The organism is Sphaerimonospora cavernae, from assembly GCF_042435035.1.
Taxonomy (GTDB): domain Bacteria; phylum Actinomycetota; class Actinomycetes; order Streptosporangiales; family Streptosporangiaceae; genus Sphaerimonospora; species Sphaerimonospora cavernae.
This window is the reverse complement of record NZ_JBHMQT010000003.1, coordinates 89,864-110,991: the sequence shown is the minus strand read 5'-3', so window position 1 is coordinate 110,991 and position 21,128 is coordinate 89,864. Positions and strand designations below refer to the sequence as shown.

At 69.2% G+C, this 21,128-nt stretch carries 25 protein-coding genes and 1 riboswitch; of the genes, 15 read left to right on the top strand and 10 right to left on the bottom strand.

Features of this window, described 5'->3' with window-relative positions; translation table 11 throughout:
• Window positions 1-28 precede the first annotated feature (28 nt).
• Window positions 29-1,366 (bottom strand): UDP-N-acetylglucosamine 1-carboxyvinyltransferase, encoded by a 1,338-nt coding sequence (gene murA / locus ACFHYQ_RS00995; protein ID WP_394299123.1) that lies wholly within the window; start codon window positions 1,364-1,366, stop codon window positions 29-31.
• A gap of 89 nt (window positions 1,367-1,455) precedes the next feature.
• Here murA and ACFHYQ_RS00990 point away from each other — a divergent pair, with 89 nt between their 5' ends.
• On the top strand, window positions 1,456-1,953 hold the full coding sequence (locus tag ACFHYQ_RS00990; protein WP_394299122.1) for a hypothetical protein: 498 nt from the start codon (window positions 1,456-1,458) through the stop codon (window positions 1,951-1,953).
• A gap of 6 nt (window positions 1,954-1,959) precedes the next feature.
• Here ACFHYQ_RS00990 and ACFHYQ_RS00985 read toward each other — a convergent pair whose 3' ends face one another.
• Window positions 1,960-3,354 (bottom strand): amidase, encoded by a 1,395-nt coding sequence (locus ACFHYQ_RS00985; RefSeq protein ID WP_394299121.1) that lies wholly within the window; start codon window positions 3,352-3,354, stop codon window positions 1,960-1,962.
• Between the two features lie 189 nt (window positions 3,355-3,543).
• Between ACFHYQ_RS00985 and ACFHYQ_RS00980 the strand changes: the two genes are divergently transcribed.
• Complete coding sequence (locus tag ACFHYQ_RS00980) at window positions 3,544-3,768, top strand: FitA-like ribbon-helix-helix domain-containing protein (RefSeq protein ID WP_239089278.1); 225 nt, start codon at window positions 3,544-3,546, stop codon at window positions 3,766-3,768.
• 2 nt (window positions 3,769-3,770) lie between these two features.
• The gene (locus tag ACFHYQ_RS00975; protein ID WP_394299626.1) at window positions 3,771-4,202 is read left to right on the top strand and encodes a type II toxin-antitoxin system VapC family toxin; all 432 of its coding nucleotides are present in this window, start codon (window positions 3,771-3,773) and stop codon (window positions 4,200-4,202) included.
• A 34-nt stretch (window positions 4,203-4,236) separates the two neighbouring features.
• On the opposite strand, the gene metH is transcribed toward ACFHYQ_RS00975, so the two are convergent.
• Window positions 4,237-7,905, bottom strand: a complete 3,669-nt coding sequence (metH, locus tag ACFHYQ_RS00970) for a methionine synthase (RefSeq protein WP_394299120.1) — start codon at window positions 7,903-7,905, stop codon at window positions 4,237-4,239.
• 15 nt (window positions 7,906-7,920) lie between these two features.
• Window positions 7,921-7,998, bottom strand: a riboswitch (S-adenosyl-L-homocysteine riboswitch).
• 91 nt (window positions 7,999-8,089) lie between these two features.
• On the opposite strand from metH, the gene ybaK reads away from it, so the two are divergent.
• Window positions 8,090-8,593: a Cys-tRNA(Pro) deacylase gene (ybaK, locus tag ACFHYQ_RS00965; RefSeq protein WP_394299119.1), complete on the top strand. Its 504-nt coding sequence runs from the start codon at window positions 8,090-8,092 to the stop codon at window positions 8,591-8,593.
• Between the two features lie 201 nt (window positions 8,594-8,794).
• Here the strand turns inward: ybaK and ACFHYQ_RS00960 are convergent, their stop codons facing one another.
• From ACFHYQ_RS00960 to ACFHYQ_RS29405, 4 genes are all read right to left on the bottom strand, one after another.
• Entirely contained in the window at window positions 8,795-9,187 is a 393-nt protein-coding gene (locus tag ACFHYQ_RS00960) for a PIN domain-containing protein (RefSeq protein WP_394299118.1), read from the bottom strand.
• A 22-nt stretch (window positions 9,188-9,209) separates the two neighbouring features.
• Window positions 9,210-9,482, bottom strand: coding sequence for a ribbon-helix-helix domain-containing protein (locus ACFHYQ_RS00955; protein WP_394299625.1), 273 nt, complete (start codon window positions 9,480-9,482; stop codon window positions 9,210-9,212).
• A gap of 177 nt (window positions 9,483-9,659) precedes the next feature.
• A complete protein-coding gene (locus ACFHYQ_RS00950; RefSeq protein ID WP_394299117.1) occupies window positions 9,660-10,856 on the bottom strand; it encodes a hypothetical protein in 1,197 nt (398 codons plus the stop codon).
• A gap of 11 nt (window positions 10,857-10,867) precedes the next feature.
• A complete protein-coding gene (locus ACFHYQ_RS29405; RefSeq protein WP_512701458.1) occupies window positions 10,868-11,572 on the bottom strand; it encodes a DUF4870 domain-containing protein in 705 nt (234 codons plus the stop codon).
• 186 nt (window positions 11,573-11,758) lie between these two features.
• On the opposite strand from ACFHYQ_RS29405, the gene ACFHYQ_RS00940 reads away from it, so the two are divergent.
• The 11 genes from ACFHYQ_RS00940 (at window position 11,759) to ACFHYQ_RS00890 (ending at window position 19,829) form a co-directional block, all read left to right on the top strand.
• Window positions 11,759-12,406: a hypothetical protein gene (locus ACFHYQ_RS00940; RefSeq protein ID WP_394299115.1), complete on the top strand. Its 648-nt coding sequence runs from the start codon at window positions 11,759-11,761 to the stop codon at window positions 12,404-12,406.
• Between the two features lie 269 nt (window positions 12,407-12,675).
• Entirely contained in the window at window positions 12,676-13,239 is a 564-nt protein-coding gene (locus tag ACFHYQ_RS00935) for a hypothetical protein (RefSeq protein ID WP_394299114.1), read from the top strand.
• A gap of 116 nt (window positions 13,240-13,355) precedes the next feature.
• Window positions 13,356-14,663 (top strand): histidinol dehydrogenase, encoded by a 1,308-nt coding sequence (hisD, locus tag ACFHYQ_RS00930; RefSeq protein WP_394299113.1) that lies wholly within the window; start codon window positions 13,356-13,358, stop codon window positions 14,661-14,663.
• Window positions 14,660-15,733, top strand: a complete 1,074-nt coding sequence (locus ACFHYQ_RS00925) for a histidinol-phosphate transaminase (protein WP_394299112.1) — start codon at window positions 14,660-14,662, stop codon at window positions 15,731-15,733. The genes hisD and ACFHYQ_RS00925 overlap by 4 nt, the downstream gene beginning before the upstream one ends.
• A complete protein-coding gene (gene hisB, locus ACFHYQ_RS00920; protein ID WP_394299111.1) occupies window positions 15,730-16,329 on the top strand; it encodes an imidazoleglycerol-phosphate dehydratase HisB in 600 nt (199 codons plus the stop codon). Before ACFHYQ_RS00925 ends, hisB begins: the two co-directional genes overlap by 4 nt.
• A complete protein-coding gene (locus ACFHYQ_RS00915; protein WP_204010514.1) occupies window positions 16,329-16,481 on the top strand; it encodes a CG2302 family histidine operon protein in 153 nt (50 codons plus the stop codon). Before hisB ends, ACFHYQ_RS00915 begins: the two co-directional genes overlap by 1 nt.
• Window positions 16,478-17,110: an imidazole glycerol phosphate synthase subunit HisH gene (hisH, locus tag ACFHYQ_RS00910; RefSeq protein ID WP_394299110.1), complete on the top strand. Its 633-nt coding sequence runs from the start codon at window positions 16,478-16,480 to the stop codon at window positions 17,108-17,110. Before ACFHYQ_RS00915 ends, hisH begins: the two co-directional genes overlap by 4 nt.
• A 94-nt stretch (window positions 17,111-17,204) precedes the next feature.
• Entirely contained in the window at window positions 17,205-17,930 is a 726-nt protein-coding gene (gene priA, locus ACFHYQ_RS00905; RefSeq protein WP_394299109.1) for a bifunctional 1-(5-phosphoribosyl)-5-((5-phosphoribosylamino)methylideneamino)imidazole-4-carboxamide isomerase/phosphoribosylanthranilate isomerase PriA, read from the top strand.
• Window positions 17,927-18,346 carry a RidA family protein gene (locus ACFHYQ_RS00900; protein WP_394299108.1) on the top strand — a complete coding sequence of 140 codons (420 nt, stop codon included), beginning with the start codon at window positions 17,927-17,929 and terminating at the stop codon, window positions 18,344-18,346. The genes priA and ACFHYQ_RS00900 overlap by 4 nt, the downstream gene beginning before the upstream one ends.
• Entirely contained in the window at window positions 18,343-19,113 is a 771-nt protein-coding gene (hisF, locus tag ACFHYQ_RS00895) for an imidazole glycerol phosphate synthase subunit HisF (RefSeq protein ID WP_394299107.1), read from the top strand. Before ACFHYQ_RS00900 ends, hisF begins: the two co-directional genes overlap by 4 nt.
• Before the next feature lie 374 nt (window positions 19,114-19,487).
• Window positions 19,488-19,829, top strand: coding sequence for a chorismate mutase (locus tag ACFHYQ_RS00890; RefSeq protein WP_394299106.1), 342 nt, complete (start codon window positions 19,488-19,490; stop codon window positions 19,827-19,829).
• Here the strand turns inward: ACFHYQ_RS00890 and ACFHYQ_RS00885 are convergent.
• The 3 genes from ACFHYQ_RS00885 to ACFHYQ_RS00875 form a co-directional block, all read right to left on the bottom strand.
• Entirely contained in the window at window positions 19,810-19,971 is a 162-nt protein-coding gene (locus ACFHYQ_RS00885) for a hypothetical protein (protein WP_162842226.1), read from the bottom strand. The two genes, ACFHYQ_RS00890 and ACFHYQ_RS00885, sit on opposite strands and share 20 nt — an antisense overlap.
• Before the next feature lie 93 nt (window positions 19,972-20,064).
• Window positions 20,065-20,229, bottom strand: coding sequence for a hypothetical protein (locus tag ACFHYQ_RS00880; RefSeq protein WP_204010526.1), 165 nt, complete (start codon window positions 20,227-20,229; stop codon window positions 20,065-20,067).
• A 98-nt stretch (window positions 20,230-20,327) separates the two neighbouring features.
• Window positions 20,328-20,975, bottom strand: a complete 648-nt coding sequence (locus tag ACFHYQ_RS00875; RefSeq protein ID WP_394299105.1) for a TIGR03085 family metal-binding protein — start codon at window positions 20,973-20,975, stop codon at window positions 20,328-20,330.
• Between the last annotated feature and the right edge of the window lie 153 nt (window positions 20,976-21,128).

Here is a 21,128-nt window from a genome sequence, read left to right as displayed (position 1 = left end):
CAGGTCCAAACGCGATCCGGCGAAAGCTTTACATCGGCCTGCTGATCTTCAACCCGAGTGAGGTGAACTGCTCGAAAGGCCGGTGGTATCCCCGTTCGATGTGGTTCACACCGCGCAAAGTGGAGGTCCCCTCCGCCACCGCCGCGGCCAGCACCGCCGAGAAGCCGGCCCGGATGTCCGGCAGCGTGACGTCGGCCCCGCGCAGCTTCGACACCCCGTGCACCACAGCCGAGTGCTTGGCGTTGGTGTCGTGGTAACGGCAGGCCGGGCCGCCCAGGCACTGTGCGAACACCTCGATCTCGCAGCCCAGCTTCTGCAGGGCCGGCACGTACACGAGCCGGTTCTCGAAGACCGTCTCATGCAGCACCGACATGCCGTCGGCCCGGGTGAACAGCACCATCAGCGGCGTCTGCCAGTCCGTCATGAACCCGGGATGGGTGTCGGTCTGCACGGCGGCCGCACGCAGTCCGTCGGCGGCCGAGGCGCACAGCCACTCGTCGGTGATCTCGAACCGCGCGCCCATCCTGGCGAGTGTGGTGATGGCGGTGACCAGGCGGTCCTGCGGGCAGCCGTGCACCCGCACCTCGCCCCCGGTGACGAGCCCCGCCACCAGGTAAGAGAACGCCTCGATGCGGTCGCCGGCCAACCAGGTGGAGGCCCCGTGCAGCCGCTCCACGCCCTCGATGACGATGCGCCGGTCCGGGCTGAGCTCGATCATCGCGCCCATCCGCTGCAGGAACAGCGCGAGCTCCACCACCTCCGGCTCCATCGCGGCGCCCTTGATGACCGTTTTTCCCTCGGCGAGCACGGCCGACATCAGGATCGTCTCGGTGGCGCCGACGCTGGGATAGGGCAGCGTGATGCGGCTGCCGCGCAGCCGGGTCGCCTTGGCGGCGATCCCGTTGTCGCCGACCTCGATCTCCGCGCCCAGCGACCGCAGCGCCTCGACGTGATAGTTGACCGGCCGCCGCCCGATCGGGTCGCCGCCCACGAGGGGGACGAACGCCTCACCGGCCAGGTGCAGCAGCGGGCCGAGCATCAGGATCGGGATGCGGTTGAGGCCCGTGTACTCCTCCGGGACGCGGGGCCTGATGTCGGTGCCCCGCTCGATGGTGATCTCGCCCGGGGTGATCTCCACGTGGATGCCGAGGGCCTCCAGCATCGCCGCCGTCAGCCCCACCTCGCCGACCTCGGGGGCGTTGTGCAGGGTGCTCGGGCCGGTGCCCAGCATGGCCGCGACCATGTGCTTGGACACCGCGTTCTTCGAGCCGCGGACCTCGACGTCCCCCCGTAGCGGGCCCGACGGGTCGATCTGCCACACCTCTTCCCTGCTGTGCCTGTTGACTCGCTCGCTCTGCTCGCTCACGTTGTCTCCTCGAGTGCGCAGGTGAACCAAGAGTAACCGGCTGGATCGGATCAACAGGTATCAGGTGGGACCTAGGTACTATCTGGACGGTGCGGTATCTGAGGGGCAATTTTCAGGTGGCGGCGCTTACCGTCCTCGTCCTGGCACCGCTCGGCGTGGTGGCCGGATTCATATGGTCGGCGGTGGCGCCGGCCTCACGGTTCGTTGTGACCGACGTGGGCCCGATGCTCGCCGATCCCGTGGCGCAGACGCTGATAGAGGCCGACGGCTGGTTCGCCGTCGTCACCGGCGGGTTCGGCCTGCTCTGCGGCATCGCGGGGTACGTCCTGGCCCGTCGGCGGCCCATCCAGGCCCTGGTGGGCCTCGCGGGCGGCGGCCTGCTCGCCGGTTACCTCGCGCTCCTGGTCGGCGGAACGGCGAAGGGAACGATCCATGCGGCCGCCCCCGGCGGCTTCACCACGACCGCCTCACTCGGCGTGACCGCGCACGGCGTGCTGTTCGCCTGGCCGATCCTGGCCACCGCCGCCTTCTGGATCATCGAGTTCGTGGTCTTCTCGCAGGAGCGCCGCGAGGTACGCGGTAGCTGATCCGGCTCAGGAGCGGGCGGGATGCCTGCGCCAGTGTTCGGTCGCCCGCTCGAAGGCATGCCCGAGCCGCAGCACCTCCACGTCCGCCCACGGCCTGCCGACGATCTGCACGCCGACCGGCAGGCCACCCGAGGTGAACCCGCACGGCACCGACATCGCGGGCGCGTGCAGCACGCTGATCCAGTAGCAGGAGCGCATCCACGCCAGATAGTCGGGCATCGGCTGCCCGGCGACCTCCGTGACGTACGGATCGTCCACCGGGAACGGCGGCACCTGGCTGACCGGCGCCACCAGGAAGTCGTAGTCGTCGAAGAACGCGCGCATCCGGTGGAACAGCCCGGTGCGCAGCCGCTCGGCCCGGGCGAGGTCGGCCCCGATGATCTCACGCCCCCGCTCGACGTTCCACGCCACGTTGGGGCCCACGCCCGGGATTCCGTCGAAGTTGAGCGCGTAGTACCACGCCCGGTAGATCCGGAAGGCGTCCTCGGCGTCCGACAGGTCGAGATCCACCTGCTCGACCTTGGCCCCGAGGCCGGTCAGCACCGCCGCCGCCTCCGCCGTCGCCCTCGCCGTCTCCGGGTCCACCGGCAGCCCGCCGAGGTCCGGGCTGAACGCGATCCGGACCCCTGCGACGTCGCTCCCCAGTGGGGGCGCGAAGGCCGAGCCGTCTTCCCTGATCGAGTACGGCGAAGCCGGGTCGAAACCGGCGATCGCCGACATGAACAGCGCGAGGTCGCCCACCGTCCGGGCCATCGGCCCGGAGACCGGCAGCGTCAACCACGCGGCGGTGGCCGATCTGGACGGCACCCGCCCCGGCGTCGGCCGCAGTCCGGCCACGTTGCAGAACGACGCGGGGTTGCGCAGCGAGCCGCCCATGTCCGAGCCGTCGGCCAGCGGCACCATCCGGGTCGCGAGCGCGGCAGCCGCGCCGCCGCTGCTGCCGCCGGCGCTCCTGGACAGGTCATAGGGGTTGCGGGTCGCGCCGAACACCTCGTTGACCGTGTGCGATCCGGTGCCGAACTCCGGGGTGTTGGTCTTGCCGATCATGATGCCGCCGGCGTCGCGGATCCGCCGTACGAGCGGGTCGTCCTCGGTGGGGACGTGGTCGGCGAACGCCCGCGAGCCGTACGTCGTGCGGACCCCGGCCGTGTCGGCGAGGTCCTTGTGGGCGACGGGCAGCCCGTGCAGCGGGCCGCGCCAGTGGCCGCGTGCCAGGTCGGCGTCGGCCTGCCGGGCCCGGTCGAGCGCCCGGTCGGCCACCAGCGTCACGATGGCGTTGACCTCGCCGTTCACCTCGTCGATCCGCCGCAGGCACGCCTCGGTCAACTCCACCGCGCCCACCTTCCGGGTGCGCAGCAGTTCGGACATCTCGATCGCGGTGAGGTCGTGCAACTCGGTCATCGACAATCCCCCAAGAGAGTGCATCCGGCCTCGGCTCAGGCCAGATCAGGCAGTGCGCGGGCCCTACGGCTGTCACCTTCGAGTCTCCCCGAGCGCTCGCCCGCCCCGCGATGGCAACACTCGCCGATCAACCCCGGCCGGTTTTGCCGATCAACCCTACGCATGCAATCTGCATGCTAATATGCAGGCATGGGAACAATTCAGATTCGCGATGTCCCCGATGTGACTGAGCGGACACTCAAGGCGCGGGCCGAGCGAGAGGGTAAGTCACTGACGGCCTACGTGCGCGACCTGCTGAACGAGGAGGCGGCCACTCCTGCGCTGGACGAGGTGATGGCCAAGATCGCTACTGATGAGCCGGTGCCGTACGACCCCGACTTCGTGCGCGAGACGATGCGTGAGGGCCGCCGGTGACCATGGTCGTCGACGCCTCGATCGTTTTCCGCCTGCTGGCCAACGTGAAAGGCGACGATCTCCTTCGGCGACGGTTGACCCGGAAGCTGCACGCACCGGCGCTGATCGACGTGGAGATCGCGTCCGTGGTGCGTGGGCATGTGATCACCAGTAAACCGGAGGTGCGCATCTCAACGGATCGGGCCACCATCATGCTGGAACGCTACGCGCAGCTTAAGATCGTCCGGCATTCCATGCTGCCCTTGCAGCCACGAGTGCTGGAGCTTCGGAACAATCTCACCGCCTATGACGGCATGTATGTCGCCCTCGCGGAACTACTCGGGGTGCCGCTGCTCACCGACGACGCGAAGTTCGCAGGTTCGACCGGACACCGCGCGGAGATTCACCGCTATCCGCCGCCATGGCAGGCCGATCAGCCGCCCGAGGGCGGTTAGACCGTTCGGCTCGGCAGGCGGCGGACGCCGACGGCTACTCCGGGGCGTAGGCGAGGTTGGGGCGCAGCCAGTGTTCGATCTCGGCCAGGGGGAGGCCGCGCCGTACGGCGTAGTCCTCGGCCTGGTCCCGGTTGATCCGTCCCACCGTGAAGTAGCGCGACGACGGGTGAGCGAAGATCAGTCCGCTGACGGCGGATCCCGGGGTCATCGCGCCGGACTCGGTCAGGCCCATGCCGACCCGCTCGGCGTCGAGCAGGTCGAACAGGATCCGCTTCTCGCTGTGGTCGGGACAGGCGGGGTAGCCGAGCGCCGGGCGGATGCCGCGGTAACGCTCGGCGTGCAGGTCCTCGATGAGCGGGTCGGCGTCGGGCTCGAACCAGGCCCGCCGCGCCTGCAGATGAACGTGCTCGGCGAACGCCTCGGCCAGCCGGTCGGCCAGCGCCTTCACCATGATCGCCCGATAGTCGTCGTGCTCGGCCTCGAACTCGGCGGCGAACTCGTCGGCGCCGTGAATGGCGACGGCGAACCCGCCGAGGTGGTCCCCGGCCGGCGCCAGGTAGTCCGCGAGGCACCGGTTGGGCCGTCCCTCCGGCTTGACGGTCTGCTGCCGCAGCATCGGCAGGCGTACGGCATCGCCCGCGCCGGTCTCGATCACGATGTCGTCACCGTCCGAGCAGGCGGGCCAGAAGCCGTACGCGCCGTGCGCCCGCAGCCGGCCGCCCGCGATGATCTGGTCGAGCAGGGCGTTGGCATCGTCGTAGAGTTCGCGGGCCACCGGCTGGTCGAGAATGGCGGGGAACTTGCCCTTCAGCTCCCAGGCGAGGAACAGGAACTGCCAGTCGATCATCGCGCGCAGCTCCGCGACGTCGGGCTGGACGATGCGGACACCGGTGGAGTCCGGCACGGGCAGGTTCTCGAACTCGACCCGCTCGGGGTTGGCGCGGGCCTGGGCGAGGCTCAGCATGGGCTGGTGCCGCCGGTTCTCGTGCTGCTCACGCAGCCGCTCCTGCTCGGCCAGGTTGCGCGTGACCAGTTCTTCGGCGCGTTCCGGGTCGAGCAGGTCCGACACGACGCCGACCACGCGGGAGGCGTCGAGCACGTGGACCGTCGGGCCGTCGTAGGCAGGGGCGATCCGGACGGCGGTGTGCTGGCGTGAGGTCGTGGCGCCGCCGATCAGCAGCGGCAGTTTCAGCCCGCGGCGGCGCATCTCCTCGGCGACGGTGACCATCTCGTCCAGCGATGGGGTGATCAGCCCCGACAGGCCGACGGCGTCGGCGCCCTCGGCGACCGCGGTGTCGAGGATGACGCTCGCCGGGACCATGACGCCGAGGTCGACGACCTCGTAGTTGTTGCAGCCGAGGACGACGCCCACGATGTTCTTGCCGATGTCGTGCACGTCGCCCTTGACGGTGGCGAGCACGATCTTTCCGCTGCCGCTGCCGCTGCCGCTGCCGCTGTCGGCGCTGACGCCGAGCTTGAGCTGGGCCTGCTCTTTCTCGGCCTCCATGTACGGCTCCAGATAGGCGACCGAGCGCTTCATCACCCGGGCGCTCTTGACCACCTGCGGCAGGAACATCTTCCCGGAGCCGAACAGATCGCCCACGATCTTCATGCCGTCCATGAGCGAGCCCTCGATCACGTCGAGAGGGCGGGCCGCCCGCTGCCGGGCCTCCTCCGTGTCGGCCTCGATGAAGTCGACGATGCCGTGCACGAGCGCGTGCGCCAGTCGCTTCTCCACGGGCGCGTCCCGCCAGGCCAGGTCGACCGTACGGCGGGACGCGGTCCCGCTCACCGTCTCGGCGAACGTGACGAGCCGGTCGGTGGCGTCGGACCGCCGGTCGAAGAGCACGTCCTCGACGAGTTCCAGCAGGTCGGCGGGGATGTCCTGGTAGACGGCGAGCTGCCCGGCGTTGACGATGCCCATGTCCAGGCCGGCCCGCACGGCGTGGAGGAGGAACGCGGAGTGCATCGCCTCCCGCACGGTCTCGTTGCCCCGGAAGGAGAACGACAGGTTGGAGATGCCGCCGCTGGTCCGCGCCCCGGGGCAGCGCTCCTTGATGAGCGGCAGGGCGTCGATGAACGCCTTGGCGTAGCCGTTGTGCTCGGCGATGCCGGTGGCGACCGCGAGCACGTTCGGGTCGAACACGATGTCCTCGGCGGGGAAGTGCGCCTCCCGCGTGAGCAGGTCGTAGGCGCGGCCGCAGATCTCCACCTTGCGTTCGACGGTGTCGGCCTGGCCGCGCTCGTCGAAGGCCATGACCACCACGCCGGCGCCGTAGTCCCGGATCACCCGCGCCTGCTCCAGGAACGGGCCCTCACCCTCCTTGAGGCTGATCGAGTTGACGATGCCCTTGCCCTGCACGCACTTGAGCCCGGCCTCCAGCACGCTCCACCGCGAGCTGTCGATCATGATCGGGATGCGGGCGGCCTCGGGCTCGGTGGCGATCAGGTTCAGGAACGTGGTCATCGCCTGCTCGCTGTCGAGCAGGTCGGCGTCCATGTTGACGTCGAGCACGTTGGCCCCGCCGCGCACCTGGTCCAGTGCGACCTCGACGGCGGCCTGATAGTCGTCTGCCTCGATCAGGCGGCGAAAACGCTTCGACCCGGTGACGTTGGTGCGCTCCCCGATCATCACGAACCCGGTGTCCGCGCCGATCTCGAACGGCTCCAGGCCGCTGAAGCGGGTGGTGGCCGACGGGGCGGGGACCTGACGCGGCGGCAGGCCGGACACCGCGGCCGCGATCCGCTCGATGTGCTCGGGGGTCGTGCCGCAGCAGCCGCCGACGAGGTTGACCATCCCCGCCGCGGCGAACTCGCCGAGCAGCCCGGCCGTCTCGTTCGGCGTCTGGTCGTACCCGCCGAACGCGTTCGGCAGGCCGGCGTTGGGGTGGCAGGCCGTGTAGGTGCCGGCCAGCCGGGACAGCTCCGCGACGTGCGGGCGCATCTCCTCGGCGCCAAGCGAGCAGTTGACCCCGACGACCAGCGGATCGGCGTGCTCGATCGAACGCCAGAACGCCTCGACGGTCTGCCCCGACAACGTGCGCCCGCTCAGGTCGACGATCGTCACCGAGATCCACAGCGGCAGCTGCGGAGCGACGTCGCGCGCCGCCGCGATCGCGGCCTTGGCGTTGAGCGTGTCGAAGATCGTCTCAATCAGCAGCAGGTCGACGCCGCCCTCGGCCAGCGCCTGGATCTGCTCCGCGTACGTCTCACGGACCTGGTCGAAGGTCACCGCCCGGTAGGCGGGGTCCTCCACACGGGGGGAGAGCGAGAGCGTGACGTTGAGCGGCCCGACCGACCCGGCGACGAACCGCCCGCCGGCCTCGTCCGCCGCCTGCCGCGCCAGCTGGGCGCCCCGGAGGTTCATCTCCCGCACCAGCGACTGCAGCCCGTAATCGGCCTGCCCGATGCTGGTCGCGGTGAACGTGTTCGTCGTGGTGATGTCCGCGCCCGCCGCCAGATATCGCCGGTGGACGTCGAGGATGAGGTCCGGCCGCGTCAGGTTCAACAGGTCGGGGTCGCCGGTGACGTCACGCGGGTGGTCTCCGAGCAGCTCCCCGCGGTAGTCGGCCGGGGTGAGCCCGGCGCCTTGGAGCATCGTCCCCCAGGCCCCGTCGAGCACCGCGATCCGCCGATCCAGCAGCTCCCGCAGGGCCCGCGTACGGATGTCGGCTCGGTCGTCGTGCTTGGAACGTGTGTTCACCGGTCGCCTCCCGGTTCTCGGGAGGCGCCCTTGACGAAACGTCGCCCGGCCGAGCGTGGCGGGCGTCAACCCGTTGCAGCGCCTCTCGACCGGGACCTCAACCGTACCGAAAGGTGACCGGAAAAATCTACTCCTTGAATGGGGAATCCGGAACGCGGGGCAGCGGTGCCCTACGCTTCGAAACGTGGGCAAGAACAACAAGAGCAAGGGTGGCCAGGGCACTCCGGCGACGGTGGCGCTGACCAAGGCGGGGGCCGACTTCACCCTCCACCCCTATGAGCACGATCCGAACGCGCAGGCGTACGGCGAGGAGGCCGCCGACGCACTCGGCCTGCCGTACGAGCGAATCTTCAAGACTCTCGTGGCCGAGACCGAGCGCGGGATGGCCGTCGCGGTCGTCCCGGTGGCGGGCAAGCTGGACCTGAAGGCGTTCGCCTCCGCCCTGCACGGCAAGCGCGCGACGATGGCCGAGGCCGGCAAGGTGGAGCGGGTCACCGGCTACGTCGTCGGTGGCATCAGCCCGCTCGGCCAGCGCAAGCAGCTGCCCACGGTCGTCGACGAGTCGGCGCTCGGCTTCGAGACCATCTACTTCTCGGCCGGACGGCGTGGCCTGCAGATCGAGACGGCTCCCGCCACCCTCGTCGACCTCACCGGCGCCTTCGTCGCCTCGATCTCCAGAACCGACTGAGATCCGGATCGACGTCCTCGACACCTTTCCCAAAGGCTGAGCATGAGTTGTTTGATCACGTAGTACGCCCTAGCTCAGGCTCTCCTGGACTCCGAACCAGCGGTCGGCCAAATCGTCGAAGGTAGTGACGTCCGAAGCAGGGATGACGAGGTGCCGATGGAGGAGGTGAGTGAAGTCCCGAAGTTCCCGCGAAAGCAGTCCCTACGCGAGGTCCGCTGGAATGAGCCGGAAGCTGGGAATCTGGCCGTGCAGCGGGCGAATAACCCGAAAGTGACGATGGTCGAGGGTGAGGATGGAATCGGTTCGATAGCGGTCCGCGAGGATGACGTTGATCGCGTCGGTGAGGCCGATGTTGAGGTCGGCGTACTTGGCCAGCAGGGGCCGGGCTGCGAGTAGATCTTCTTCACCGATGGTGGGGATTTCGAAGCCACCGTTGGTGAGGGCGTCGATCGCTTGGAGTGAGCCGGCGGCCCCCAGGCGGCTGGCCAGCATGTAGTCGACCTCGGCCAGGACCAGGGGAGAGACGACGGGTGGCTCGTCGGCTTCAGCCAGTGCGCTGCGCACCTTGTGATGTGCGGGATGCTTGGCGGCCATTCCGGCGAGTAGTCCGGAGGTGTCAGCGATCAGACGTGGCATCGCTGTCCTCTAGATCGCTCCATGAGAAGCCGTCGGCACCGAACCCCGCGGCGAGTTCCTCCTCCACGCGATCAGGCAGTGAGGCGTCCAGGGCGTCGAAGACGGGCAAGGTGGCCGTGGGCCTGGCGGGCTCGTCTGCGAGCAGGCGGTCGATTGCTTCTCGGATCAACTCTGCCTCACTACGGTGGCGACGGCGAGCCGCCTGAGACAGGCGATGCTTCGCGTCAGCGGACAGATAGACGGTAGTGCGCATCATACTCATGACATATATGGTACCAGCGAACTTCAGGCTGAAAAGGTCAGACCAGCGGGAGAAATCCTCTTCCCATCGTTTGACGCTGGGGCGGGGAGACTCGGATACGACAGCGTCTGTTTGGTGGGACCCCCCGACCGGGACCAGGCCGAGGACTATGCCGTACGCCGTCAGGGATCAGGGGGAGAGCACCCGGATGCGGAGGATCTTGGCGAGGAACATGACGCCGGTGACGAACAGTACGGGTCCGATGAGCTGCCCGACCAGGTAGAGGCCTTCGGGCGGAATCGGCGCCACATGGAGTTGCGCCACCCCGATCTGCTTCAGCGTGTTCATACTGATGGAGGCCAGGTTCATGGCGTAAGCGGCTTCCAGGCCCCCGGTTCGCACAGCCAGCCACGCGCCCATGAGGGCGAAGATCGTGACCGACAGCAGATCGACGGCGGCGAAGCCGGGCGTGACCGCCCCCTGTATCAGAACGGAAGCCACGGTGGCGGCCGCGATCCCAGCCCAGGGGGTGGCGGTTCGGATGCCCGGAGCCTGCAGGATGAACCCCATCACGCACGGCCACCAGGCCGCGGCGGGCACGAGCAGGATCATGATGATGATGATCGGATACAGGCTGGCCATGGAAAGGCCGTCGACCCAGTAGTAGAGGGGTCGCACCGTCGAGCCGTCCAACCGGCCCAGAGCGAAAGCGAAGCCGTAGCTGACGATCTCTACTATGACGGCGAGGCCGAGGCACGAGATCAGCAAATCGGCCCGCGGCTTTCCCTCGACGGAGATGAGGCTGCCGAGAGGCCGGCCCTGCACAAGCCGTGGAACGACCAAGAGATACGCGAGGACGAGGGACAGCGCGACGGATGAAGAGATCAGTTCCCATTGGGAGTCGGACACCGTCCGCTGCACGTGCGTCTCGCCATAACCGGCGATGACGGCGACAGCCCCTGCCAGGGCAGCTCCGATCAACCCCACCACGGTGCCGCCCACGAGGCCGGCGACGAGTGCGCCGATCGTGCGGGAGGGACTGTTGAGCGGAGTGCGGGCGAGGAGATGGAACCGCAGGCCGCTCGGGATGGCCGATGTGCTCGGCTTCCATGTCACGCTGCGGGCATAGGAGGCCGGGTCACGGCCGTAGGAGACGGCGCCCGACTGGTACGGCACATGCTGCTGAGTCGTGTGAGTTGGTGCGGGGCTCGGGGCCGCTGCGGCGGCGCCGGGCCGCACCCACCAGGACCAGTACGACGGAGGAGCAGGCCAGGACGGGTCGGGGCCGGCCCAGCCTTCGTTCGGCTCCCAGCCCTCCGGTGTGGGCGGCCATCCCGGTGGGGAATTGAACTTCCAGCCCGGACCCGGGGACGGGGGGATTTTCATCGAAGCTGCCCTTATCTGATGAAGGGGATGGAAATCGGATACCTGTACCAGTCACCCCTGTTGGCGGCCGTCGCGGCCATGGCCCGGAAAATGATCGCCACGATGAAGATGGGAAGCGCGACGAGCAGGACGAGCACTCCGACCACCATCATCGGCACGAGCAGGAGGAGCGACACGACCAGTTCGGTCAGCGCGAAGTTCAGCGCCTCTTTCGCGTGCTGTCGTACGAACGGGTCGCGGCCGCGTTCGGAGTTGTAGATGACCAGGGGCGGAAGCCAGAGCAGCAGCGATGAGATGCCGCAGGTGACGAGCCCGCCGATGTTCAGGAGCAGCGCCCCCAGATGCGCCCACATGGCGGAGTTGCGGGCCTGGGCCGGATCCGGCGGAAAGCCCCCACCCGGGCCCTGGGGGAACGCTGGGCTGTTCCATGCGGAAGGGGCTTGGGGCGGCGGTCCATACGCCTGAGGCGGACTCCATGCGGGCGCGGAAGGGGTCGCTTTCGGGCCCGGCTCCGATGAGGCCTTGATCCACCAACTCCAGTAGGGAGGGACGGGCGGCCAGTGCGACTCGGGGCCCGCCCACGAGTCGTTGGGGACCCAGCCGTCCGGAGGCGTTGGCCACCCAGGAGGTGGATTGAAGACCCACTCACCCTCCGGCCGAGGGGGGATGCGCAAGAGATGTCCCGTCGTTCGGGTTATGTCGGGTTGATTAGCCACATTATGCACAGACCGATATCGGATGTCATGGGTGGAGAATTGGCGTTATCAACCTTTATCTGGCTAATAGTCCGTTTTATGAGGTAACGATCTCATGTCACCACACTGCTCGGGTACAGGACAAGGTGCAGGATGCGAGCGCGTAGGCGGCGGACTGTACGGACGGCTTTGACGGACGGGGGCAGGGTGGGAGCGGAGGAACGGCTCGAACGGGCCAGGGAGCTCTATGAACAGGCCGTTTTCGGTGGTGATGTCGACGCGACCGCGGCGGCCGATCGGGAACTGGACGCGATCGAGGCCGATCTCGCGCTGGCCCGCGGCCGGATCGTCCATGCGCGGTTCCTCCACGAGAGAACCGAGGACCCCCGCGAGTCGGCGCTGTTCCAGCGTGCCGCCGAGCTCTATCAGAGGCTCGGGGACGTGCGCGGCGAAGCCGAGGCACTGTTCTGGATCGGCACCTTCCACCAAGTCGTACGGCACGACAACGAAACGGCGGTTCCCGCCTTTGTGCGGTCGTACGAGCTCGCCACGCAGGCCGGCGACAAGCTGACCATGTCGTACGCGATCCGGCACCTGGGCATCGCCGAGCACGTCGCCGGTCGGCTGGACACGGCACGTGAGCGGCTGGAGGAGTCGGTACAGCTGCGCCGAGAGCTCGGCTTCTCGGCCGGTGTCGCAATGAATCTGATCGGGCTGGCCCATATCGCCGTCGCCGACGGCCGTGCCGACGAGGTGCCGGAGCTGCTGCGGGAGGCGGAGTCGCTCGCGGAGGCGAGCGATGCCCCGGGCGTCCTGCGCTGGGTCGGGGAGGCGCGAGCACGGCTCACACGTTGACCCCTGAAGAGTCATCCTCACCTGAGGCCATGTGCGGCGCGGCTGTCGTGCCAAGCGCCGGCCATCCGGTGGGCGAGACCGGGTGCCCCCGTGGTGGACGGGAAGAAGAACGGGCTGCCGGTTCTCCGTAGACGGTCGAGGTCGCGCAACGATAGTAAAACTGTGTTTTATTCGTCACCCACAGTGATGACTATGCTATAGTTGCATAGTACTATTCATCTATGCGGGAGCCGTCACCCATGCTGCTACCCCTGCTTCGCTCCAGAGCGGTGGGCGAGTTGCTCGCTTGGCTCTATCTCCATCCGGAGAGCGAGTACTCAACCACCGATCTTGCCGCGCGAACGGGGACGTCGCAGTCGACAGTGAGCCGTGAGGTAGACCGGTTCACCGGTGCTGGGCTGACGGTCGAAAGACGGCTTGGCAACCTCCGTCTTATCCGCGCCAACAACGACACGATCGTCGCGAAACCGCTCACGGATCTGTTGGCGGTGACCTTCGGGCCTGCCGCGGTCCTGCCGCCCCTCCTCCAACCGCTCTCGGGCATCGACGAGGCGTACATCTATGGTTCTTGGGCGGCCCGCTACGCGAACCAAGCCGGGCCTCCACCGCGGGACGTCGACGTCCTCATCGTCGGCACCGCGGACGACGACGAGCTTTACGGCGCGGCACGAATAGCCGAGGGCATCCTCGGTCGTGAAGTGAACATCAGCAGAATCTCGCGGGCATCATGGATCGAAGACGTCGACAACCCGTTCGGGAAGTCCCTGCGGAGCAGACCTCTCTATCCCCTCCAGCTTGGGCACCACCGCTCCGGTGGCGGCGGCACGGGATAGGTCCTGTCTCAACGGACCCCGATCAGCCAAGTACGAGTCATCCGGTGGGCGAGACCCGGTGCCCGCATGGTGGACGGGAAGAAGGAGTGGCTGCCGGTTCTCCGTAGACTGTTACGGTGATTTCCCGTATCGACCTGCGCGGCTCCCTTCCCGGGGACCTGCGCGCCGTGCTGCCCCGCGCCGAGCTCGACGTCGAGGCCGCCCTGGAGAAGGTGCGGCCCATCTGCGAGGAGGTGCGCCATCGCGGTGCGGCAGCCGTACGGGAGCTGACCGCGAAATTCGACGGCGTCGAGCTGGAGCGCGCCCGCGTGCCCGCCGCCGAGCTCGACCGGGCACTGACCGCCCTGGACCCGAAGGTGCGCGCCGCGCTGGAGGAGTCGATCAGGCGGGCCCGCCTGGTCCACCGCGACCAGCGCCGCACCGACACCACCACGAACGTCGTGCCCGGCGGCACCGTCACCGAGCGGTGGGTGCCGGTCGGCCGGGTCGGGCTGTACGTGCCGGGCGGCCGGGCCGTCTACCCCTCCAGCGTGGTCATGAACGTGGTCCCCGCCCAGGAGGCGGGGGTGCCTTCGCTCGCCGTCACCTCCCCGGCCCAGGCGGACTTCGGCGGCCTGCCGCACCCCGCGATCCTCGCCGCGTGCGCGCTGCTCGGGGTCGACGAGGTGTACGCCGTGGGCGGCGCGCAGGCCGTGGCGATGTTCGCGTACGGCACCGAGGAGTGCCCGCGCGCCGACATGGTGACCGGGCCGGGCAACATCTGGGTGGCCGCGGCCAAGCGGCTACTCAAGGGTCGTATCGGCATCGACTCCGAGGCCGGGCCCACCGAGATCGCGATCCTCGCCGACGAGACCGCCGACCCCGTGCACGTGGCGGCCGACCTGATCAGCCAGGCCGAGCACGACGTGATCGCCGCCTCCGTGCTGGTCACCACCAGCACCGCGCTGGCCGACGCGATGGAGAAGGAACTGCCCGGCCAGGTGGCCGCGACCCGCCACTCCGAGCGGATCACGCAGGCGCTCGCCGGCCGGCAGTCCGGCATCGTGCTGGTGTCGGACATCGAGGACGGGCTGGAGGTCGTCGACGCCTACGCCGCCGAGCACCTGGAGATCCAGACCGCCGACGCCGCCGCGGTCGCCGCCCGGGTGCGCAACGCCGGGGCGATCTTCGTCGGGCCGTACGCCCCGGTCTCCCTGGGGGACTACATGGCCGGGTCCAACCACGTGCTGCCGACCGGCGGCTGCGCCTGCCACTCCTCGGGGTTGTCGGTGCAGACGTTCCTGCGCGGCATCCACGTCGTCGACTACACCCGCGAAGCGCTCGCCGAGGCCGCGCCGTACGTCTGCGCGCTCGCCGACGCCGAGGACCTGCCCGCACACGGCGCCGCCATCCGCGCCCGGTTCGACTGGAACATCCCCTCATGACCCTTGACGATCTGCCGCTCCGCGACGACCTGCGCGGCAAGCAGCCGTACGGCGCGCCGCAGCTCGACGTGCCCGTCCAGCTCAACACCAACGAGAACCCCTACCCGCCGTCGGCGGCGCTGATCGACGATCTCGCCCGGGCCGTACGGCTCGGCGCCGCCACGCTCAACCGCTATCCCGACCGGGACGCGGTCGAGCTGCGCAAGGACCTCGCCGACTACCTCGGCCACGGCCTGACGGCCCGGCAGGTGTGGGCCGCCAACGGATCGAACGAGATCATCCAGCAGATCCTGCAGGCGTTCGGCGGCCCTGGGCGGTCGGCCATCGGCTTCGAGCCGTCCTACTCCATGCATCCGATCATCGCGGGCGCCACCGGCACCCGCTGGATCGAGGCCGCCCGCGACGAGGGCTTCGCGATCGACCCCGAGGCCGCCGTCGCCGACATCCATCGCCACCGCCCCGACGTGGTCTTCCTGACCTCCCCGAACAACCCGACCGGTACGGCGCTGCCGCTCGACGTGATCGAGCATGTCCTGCGGGCGGCCCCCGGCATGGTGGTGGTCGACGAGGCCTACGCGGAGTTCGCCAGGGAGGGCACGCCGTCGGCGCTCGCCCTGCTGGCGGACCATCCCCGGCTGATCGTCACGCGGACCATGTCGAAGGCGTTCGCCATGGCCGGGACCCGCCTGGGCTACCTGGCCGCCGACCCGGCCGTCATCGAAGGGCTGTTGCTGGTCCGCCTGCCGTACCATCTGTCGACCCTGACGCAGGCGGCCGCGCGGGTCGCGCTCGCGCACCGCGCCGAACTGCTCGGCACGGTCGACGCGCTGCGCGCCGAGCGCGACGCCACGGTGGACTGGCTGCGCGGGCTCGGCCTGACCGTCGCCGACTCGGACGCGAACTTCGTGCTGTTCGGGCGGTTCCCCGACCGGCACGCCGTCTGGGAGGCGCTGCTGGAACGCGGGGTGCTGATCAGGGAGACCGGCCCGCAGGGCTGGCTCAGGGTGTCGATCGGCACACCGGAGGAGATGGCGGCCTTCCGCGCCGCCCTGGAAGGGGTCATCAAATGAGTGTCGAGCGTCGGGGCCGGGTCGAGCGCAGCACCAAGGAGACGTCCGTGCTGGTCGAGGTGGGGCTCGACGGCACCGGCATCGTCGACGTCTCCACCGGCGTGGGGTTCTTCGACCACATGCTGGCCCAGATCGGCAAGCACGGGCTGTTCGACCTGACCGTGAAGACCGAGGGTGACCTCCACATCGACTCACACCACACGATCGAGGACACCGCCCTCGCGCTGGGCGCCGCGTTCCGCGAGGCCCTGGGCGACAAGTCGGGCATCCGGCGGTTCGGCACCGCGTCCTGCCCGCTGGACGAGGCGCTCGCCCAGGTCACCGTGGACCTGTCCGGCCGGCCGTACCTGGTGCACACCGAGCCCGAGGGCATGGCCCCAATGATCGGGCCGGACTACGACACGACGATGACGCGGCACATCCTGGAGTCGTTCACGGCCCAGGCGGCCGTCTGCCTGCACGTGCACGTGCCGTACGGGCGCAACGCCCACCACATCGTGGAGGCGCAGTTCAAGGCCCTGGCGCGGGCCCTGCGCGAGGCCTCGGAGCGGGATCCGCGGGCGAGCGGCGTCCCCAGCACCAAGGGCGTGCTCTGATGACCTTCGCCTCGGTCGGAATGATCTTCGTCGGCCTCTTCCTGGTCGGCGGGGTCATCTCCGGGCTGCGGCAGGGAATCAAGCCGCTGGCGGTGCTGTCCGGTGTGGGAGCCGTGCTGGCGATCACCGCGGGGGTGATGTGGTGGGAGTGAGAAAGCGCGTGGTCGTGCTCGACTACGGCTCGGGCAACCTCCGCTCGGCCGAGCGGGCGCTGGCGCGGGCGGGCGCCGACGTGACGGTGACCGCCGACTTCGACGCGGCGCTCGACGCCGACGGCCTCGTGGTCCCCGGCGTCGGCGCGTTCTCCGCGTGCATGGAGGGGCTGCGGCGGGTGCGCGGCGAGCAGATCATCGGGCGTCGCCTGGCCGGCGGACGTCCCGTGCTCGGCATCTGCGTCGGCATGCAGATCCTGTTCGAGAAGGGCGTCGAGCACGGCGTCCACACTCCCGGCTGCGGCGAGTGGCCCGGGGTCGTCGAGCGGCTCGACGCCCCCGTGCTCCCCCACATGGGCTGGAACACGGTGGCGGCTCCCGCCGGATGCACGCTGTTCCGCGGCCTGGACGCCGGTACCCGGTTCTACTTCGTGCACTCCTATGGGGTGCGGGAGTGGCGCCTGGAGGCGGGCCCCGGCTTCGCCGAGCCCCTCGTCGCCTGGACCGAGCACGGGGGGCCGTTCGTGGCCGCCGTCGAGAACGGGCCGCTCACGGCGACCCAGTTCCACCCGGAGAAGTCCGGCGACGCGGGAGCCGTACTTCTGTCCAACTGGCTCGGCAAGCTGTGACCCCTGTTTCCTGAACCCGTGCTGTGAACCTGTACCTGGCGGAGCCCGTCCTAATCGTAGGGTCCGCTCGTCTCTGACCGGAGGTCGTGTTCCAATGTCGCTCGTATTGCTCCCAGCCGTGGACGTCGCGGACGGCCAGGCCGTCCGCCTGGTGCAGGGGGAGGCGGGGACGGAGACCTCGTACGGGGATCCGCTGGTCGCCGCGCTCGCCTGGCAGGAGGCCGGCGCGGAGTGGATCCATCTGGTCGACCTGGACGCGGCGTTCGGCCGGGGCGGCAACCGTGAGCTGCTCGCCTCGGTGGTCGGGCGGCTGGACGTGGACGTCGAGCTGTCCGGCGGCATCCGCGACGACGAGTCGCTGGCCGCCGCGCTGGCCACCGGCTGCCGCCGGGTCAACATCGGCACCGCCGCGCTGGAGGATCCGGCCTGGTGCGCCAAGATCATCGCGGAGTACGGCGACCGCGTCGCGGTGGGGCTGGACGTCCGGGGGACCACCCTGGCCGCCCGCGGCTGGACGCAGGAGGGCGGCGACCTGTGGGAGGTGCTCGACCGGCTGGAGTCCGAGGGCTGCCCGCGCTACGTGGTCACCGACGTCACCAAGGACGGTACGCTTCGCGGCCCGAACATCGACCTGCTCCGGCAGGTCTGCGCCAGGACCGAGCGGCCGGTGATCGCGAGTGGCGGCGTGTCGTCGCTGGACGACCTGCGCGCGCTCGCGACGCTCGTACCGGAGGGCATCGAGGGCGCGATCGTCGGCAAGGCGCTGTACGCCCAGGCGTTCACGATGGAAGAGGCGCTGGCGGCGGTGAGCGCCCGATGAGCGGTGAAACCGATGCGCACGGCCGCATCTTCTCGGGAGGCCCCTGGGAGGACCGGTACGGCTACGCCCGCGCCGTCGTCGCCGGGCCGTACGTGATGGTGTCGGGCTGCACGGCCACCGTCGGAGGCGAGGTCCAGCACGTGGGCGACGCCTTCAACCAGACCCTCACCGCCATCTCCATCGCGCTCGACGCGGTCGAGAAGGCGGGCGTCTCGATCGACGACGTCGTCCGCACCCGGATGTTCGTGGTGAACGCCGCCGACTTCGACGAGGTCGGGCGGGCGCACGGCCAGGTGTTCGGCGCCGTACGGCCCGCCTGCACGAGCGTGCAGGTCGCCGGGCTGGTCGACCCCCGGATGCTGGTCGAGGTGGAGGTCGAGGCATATCGGGTCGATCGAGGAGAGGAAACGCGATGACGGTCGCCGTTCGGGTCATTCCCTGTCTCGACGTCGACGGAGGCCGGGTCGTCAAAGGGGTCAACTTCGAGAACCTCCGCGACGCCGGTGACCCGGTCGAACTCGCCCGGCGCTACGACGCCGAGGGGGCCGACGAGCTGACGTTCCTGGACATCACCGCTTCGTCCGGGGAACGGGAGACCATGCTGGAGGCGGTCCGCCGTACCGCCGAGCAGGTCTTCATCCCGCTGACGGTCGGCGGGGGCGTGCGCACGGTCGAGGACGTGGACCGGCTGCTGCGCGCCGGGGCCGACAAGGTCGGGATCAACACGGCCGCCATCGTCCGGCCCGAGCTGCTGACCGAGGCGTCCCGCCGGTTCGGGGCCCAGTGCATCGTGCTGTCCGTGGACGCCCGCAGGGTCGTCGACGGGCCGCCCACCCCGTCGGGGTTCGAGGTGACGACCCACGGAGGCCGCCGGGGCACGGGCATCGACGCGGTCGAGTGGGCGGCGCGGGCCGAGGAGCTCGGAGTGGGGGAGATCCTGCTCAACTCGATGGACGGCGACGGCACGAAGTCGGGATACGACCTGGAGATGATCCGGGCCGTCCGCGCCGCCGTCTCCGTGCCGGTGATCGCCTCCGGCGGCGCCGGCAGCCTGGCGGACTTCCCGCCCGCGATCGAGGCCGGCGCCGACGCCGTGCTGGCGGCATCGGTGTTCCACTTCGGCCAGCTCAAGATCCAAGAGGTCAAGGACGCGCTGCGGTCCGCCGGCCACCCCGTCCGCTGACCCCTCCGCACACCCCTTGCCGTGATCTTGCGAATACTCGCACATGGGTGCCATGAGCAGGTATTTCTCGTTCGGTGATCTTGCAGTTTCTCGCAGGCATATCCGCTGAGCTGCGAAAACGCCGTTCGTGATCTTGCAGTCGTGAGTGCAAGATCACGAAACGCATAAACGCAGCTCAGGTAGCTCATCTGCGAGAAACTGCAAGATCACGGGATGGATCTGCGCACGTCACGAGGCCGCGTTGCGAGAATTCGCAAGATCACGGGGTGGTGGGGTGGGCGGGGATGGAGGGATGACGGAGCCGGACGCGGAACCTGCTGACATCTCATAGAGTCTGAGATGATCACCGAATCGCCATCTCAGGAGACTCTCGAATGTCCGAACCCCTGGCGCAACCGGCCTCGCTCGAAGAGGTCCGCAGCCGGATCGACGAGATCGACGCGCGGCTGACCACCCTGCTGGCGGACCGTCAGCTGCTGGTCCGGGCGGCGGCGGCCTTCAAGCGGGACGAGCGGGCCGTCCGCGCACCCGACCGGGTCGAGCGCGTGGTGGCGGCCGCGCGTGAGCGGGCCGCCCGCGGCGGACTTTCCCCCGATGTCGCGGAGGCGATATGGCGGGCGATGATCGGCGCCTTCATCGATTACGAACTCGCCGAGCACCGCGGTCGCCCTGATCAGGACGGCGGGCCGGCCGACATCATCCCAGCACCGAGGTGAAGAACGTCGCCAATCGCGACGCTCCGGTGTTGACGGTCTCGAAGACGCCCTTCACGGCCGCCGCGGCCGCGTGGGGCTGGTTGTAGAGGTAGAAGACCACGAACGCGATGGCCGCGTACGTTAAAACCTTCTTGACTTGCATTGGGGAGCCTCCTGCAGTCAGTTTCCCGGCTGTTTGTACCCGGCGACTGAAATGATCATAACTAGCCGCGAGGACATGAGGCTCTACCGCCCCTCATTTCGCAACGAGGGAGGTGAAGAACGCCCCGAGGCGCTCGGCTCCCGTGGTGATGCCGCCGAACACGCCCTTCACTGCCGCGGCGGCATTGGCCGGCTGGGTGAACAGATAGAAGATCACAAAGGCGACGGCCAGGTAGGTCAGCACTTTCTTGGTGTTCATCCGGGGCTCCAACCATGATGCGTTGACCACATGCTGCCCCATGGAGCCGAGGCGATGTAGCTGTTTCGCCTACCCGTGCGCGCGTGTCGGGTGAGTCGTCACATACTGAAACGGGTCCGCCGCAGGCGGTCCACCGCGGCGGCGTCGCCCGAGTAGGAGACCTCGGCATGCTCGCCGCGCCCGAAGGCGAACAGCGTGAGCTCGGCCGGCTCCCCGCTGACGACCACGGCGGGCTCGGCCCGCCTGCCCGCCGTCTTCTCCCCGTTGGTCCGGCCATCACTCGTCCGGTGGAGCACGACGCCGACGGGGGAGCGGCGCAGCAGCAGACGGGCGCCGGAGCGCAGCCGCTTCCACAGCAGGTCCTGCAGGTCCGCCGGGAGCGTGCGTGGCGCCCATCCGGGCTGGGCGCGGCGGACGTCCTCGTGGTGGATGAACAGCTCCACCGTGCCGATCAGCTCGTCGAGGCCGGGCAACCTGTACGGGGACCACACCGGAGGCCCCTGCCGTACGAGATCGACGAGCTCGGAGTAGGGGTGCCGGGACGCGAGCCGTTCCTGTACGGACCGGGTGTAACCGGACAGAAGCGGGATCGCGATGCCCGGAGCGGCGTCGAGACGGCGCTCGCGGAGCGCGAGATGGGCGGCGAGGTCCTCGGTGGTCCAGCCCTCGCACAACGTAGGGGCGCCGGGGCCGAGCCGGTCCAGCAGTTCGCAGAGCGCGGCGCGCTCCCGTCGGGCATGCGTCACGCGGTCAGCCTAACTCTCCGCCGGAATAACCGATTGATCGCCGCGATTGGGAGTGACTAGGACCAAGGGCTGGGCGCCTGTCCGGCTGAGGGCCGATCCGCACACCGTCCCCGCGTGTGTAACGTCCCCTCCGTGGGCGCGTGAGCGCCCGGG

What these genes read in the sequence shown, in the direction of transcription:
- priA (WP_394299109.1), top strand. Translation starts at nt 17,205, where the DNA reads ATGTCGCTCGTATTGCTCCCAGCCGTGGACGTCGCGGACGGCCAGGCC.
- ACFHYQ_RS00960 (WP_394299118.1), bottom strand. Translation starts at nt 9,187, where the DNA reads ATGGCCGCCAAGCATCCCGCACATCACAAGGTGCGCAGCGCACTGGCT.
- ACFHYQ_RS00925 (WP_394299112.1), top strand. Translation starts at nt 14,660, where the DNA reads ATGACCCTTGACGATCTGCCGCTCCGCGACGACCTGCGCGGCAAGCAG.
- ACFHYQ_RS00890 (WP_394299106.1), top strand. Translation starts at nt 19,488, where the DNA reads ATGTCCGAACCCCTGGCGCAACCGGCCTCGCTCGAAGAGGTCCGCAGC.
- ACFHYQ_RS00915 (WP_204010514.1), top strand. Translation starts at nt 16,329, where the DNA reads ATGACCTTCGCCTCGGTCGGAATGATCTTCGTCGGCCTCTTCCTGGTC.
- ACFHYQ_RS00985 (WP_394299121.1), bottom strand. Translation starts at nt 3,354, where the DNA reads ATGACCGAGTTGCACGACCTCACCGCGATCGAGATGTCCGAACTGCTG.
- hisB (WP_394299111.1), top strand. Translation starts at nt 15,730, where the DNA reads ATGAGTGTCGAGCGTCGGGGCCGGGTCGAGCGCAGCACCAAGGAGACG.
- ACFHYQ_RS00975 (WP_394299626.1), top strand. Translation starts at nt 3,771, where the DNA reads ATGGTCGTCGACGCCTCGATCGTTTTCCGCCTGCTGGCCAACGTGAAA.
- ACFHYQ_RS00880 (WP_204010526.1), bottom strand. Translation starts at nt 20,229, where the DNA reads ATGAACACCAAGAAAGTGCTGACCTACCTGGCCGTCGCCTTTGTGATC.
- hisF (WP_394299107.1), top strand. Translation starts at nt 18,343, where the DNA reads ATGACGGTCGCCGTTCGGGTCATTCCCTGTCTCGACGTCGACGGAGGC.
- ACFHYQ_RS00950 (WP_394299117.1), bottom strand. Translation starts at nt 10,856, where the DNA reads ATGAAAATCCCCCCGTCCCCGGGTCCGGGCTGGAAGTTCAATTCCCCA.
- ACFHYQ_RS00885 (WP_162842226.1), bottom strand. Translation starts at nt 19,971, where the DNA reads ATGCAAGTCAAGAAGGTTTTAACGTACGCGGCCATCGCGTTCGTGGTC.
- ACFHYQ_RS00955 (WP_394299625.1), bottom strand. Translation starts at nt 9,482, where the DNA reads ATGCGCACTACCGTCTATCTGTCCGCTGACGCGAAGCATCGCCTGTCT.
- ACFHYQ_RS00900 (WP_394299108.1), top strand. Translation starts at nt 17,927, where the DNA reads ATGAGCGGTGAAACCGATGCGCACGGCCGCATCTTCTCGGGAGGCCCC.
- ACFHYQ_RS00980 (WP_239089278.1), top strand. Translation starts at nt 3,544, where the DNA reads ATGGGAACAATTCAGATTCGCGATGTCCCCGATGTGACTGAGCGGACA.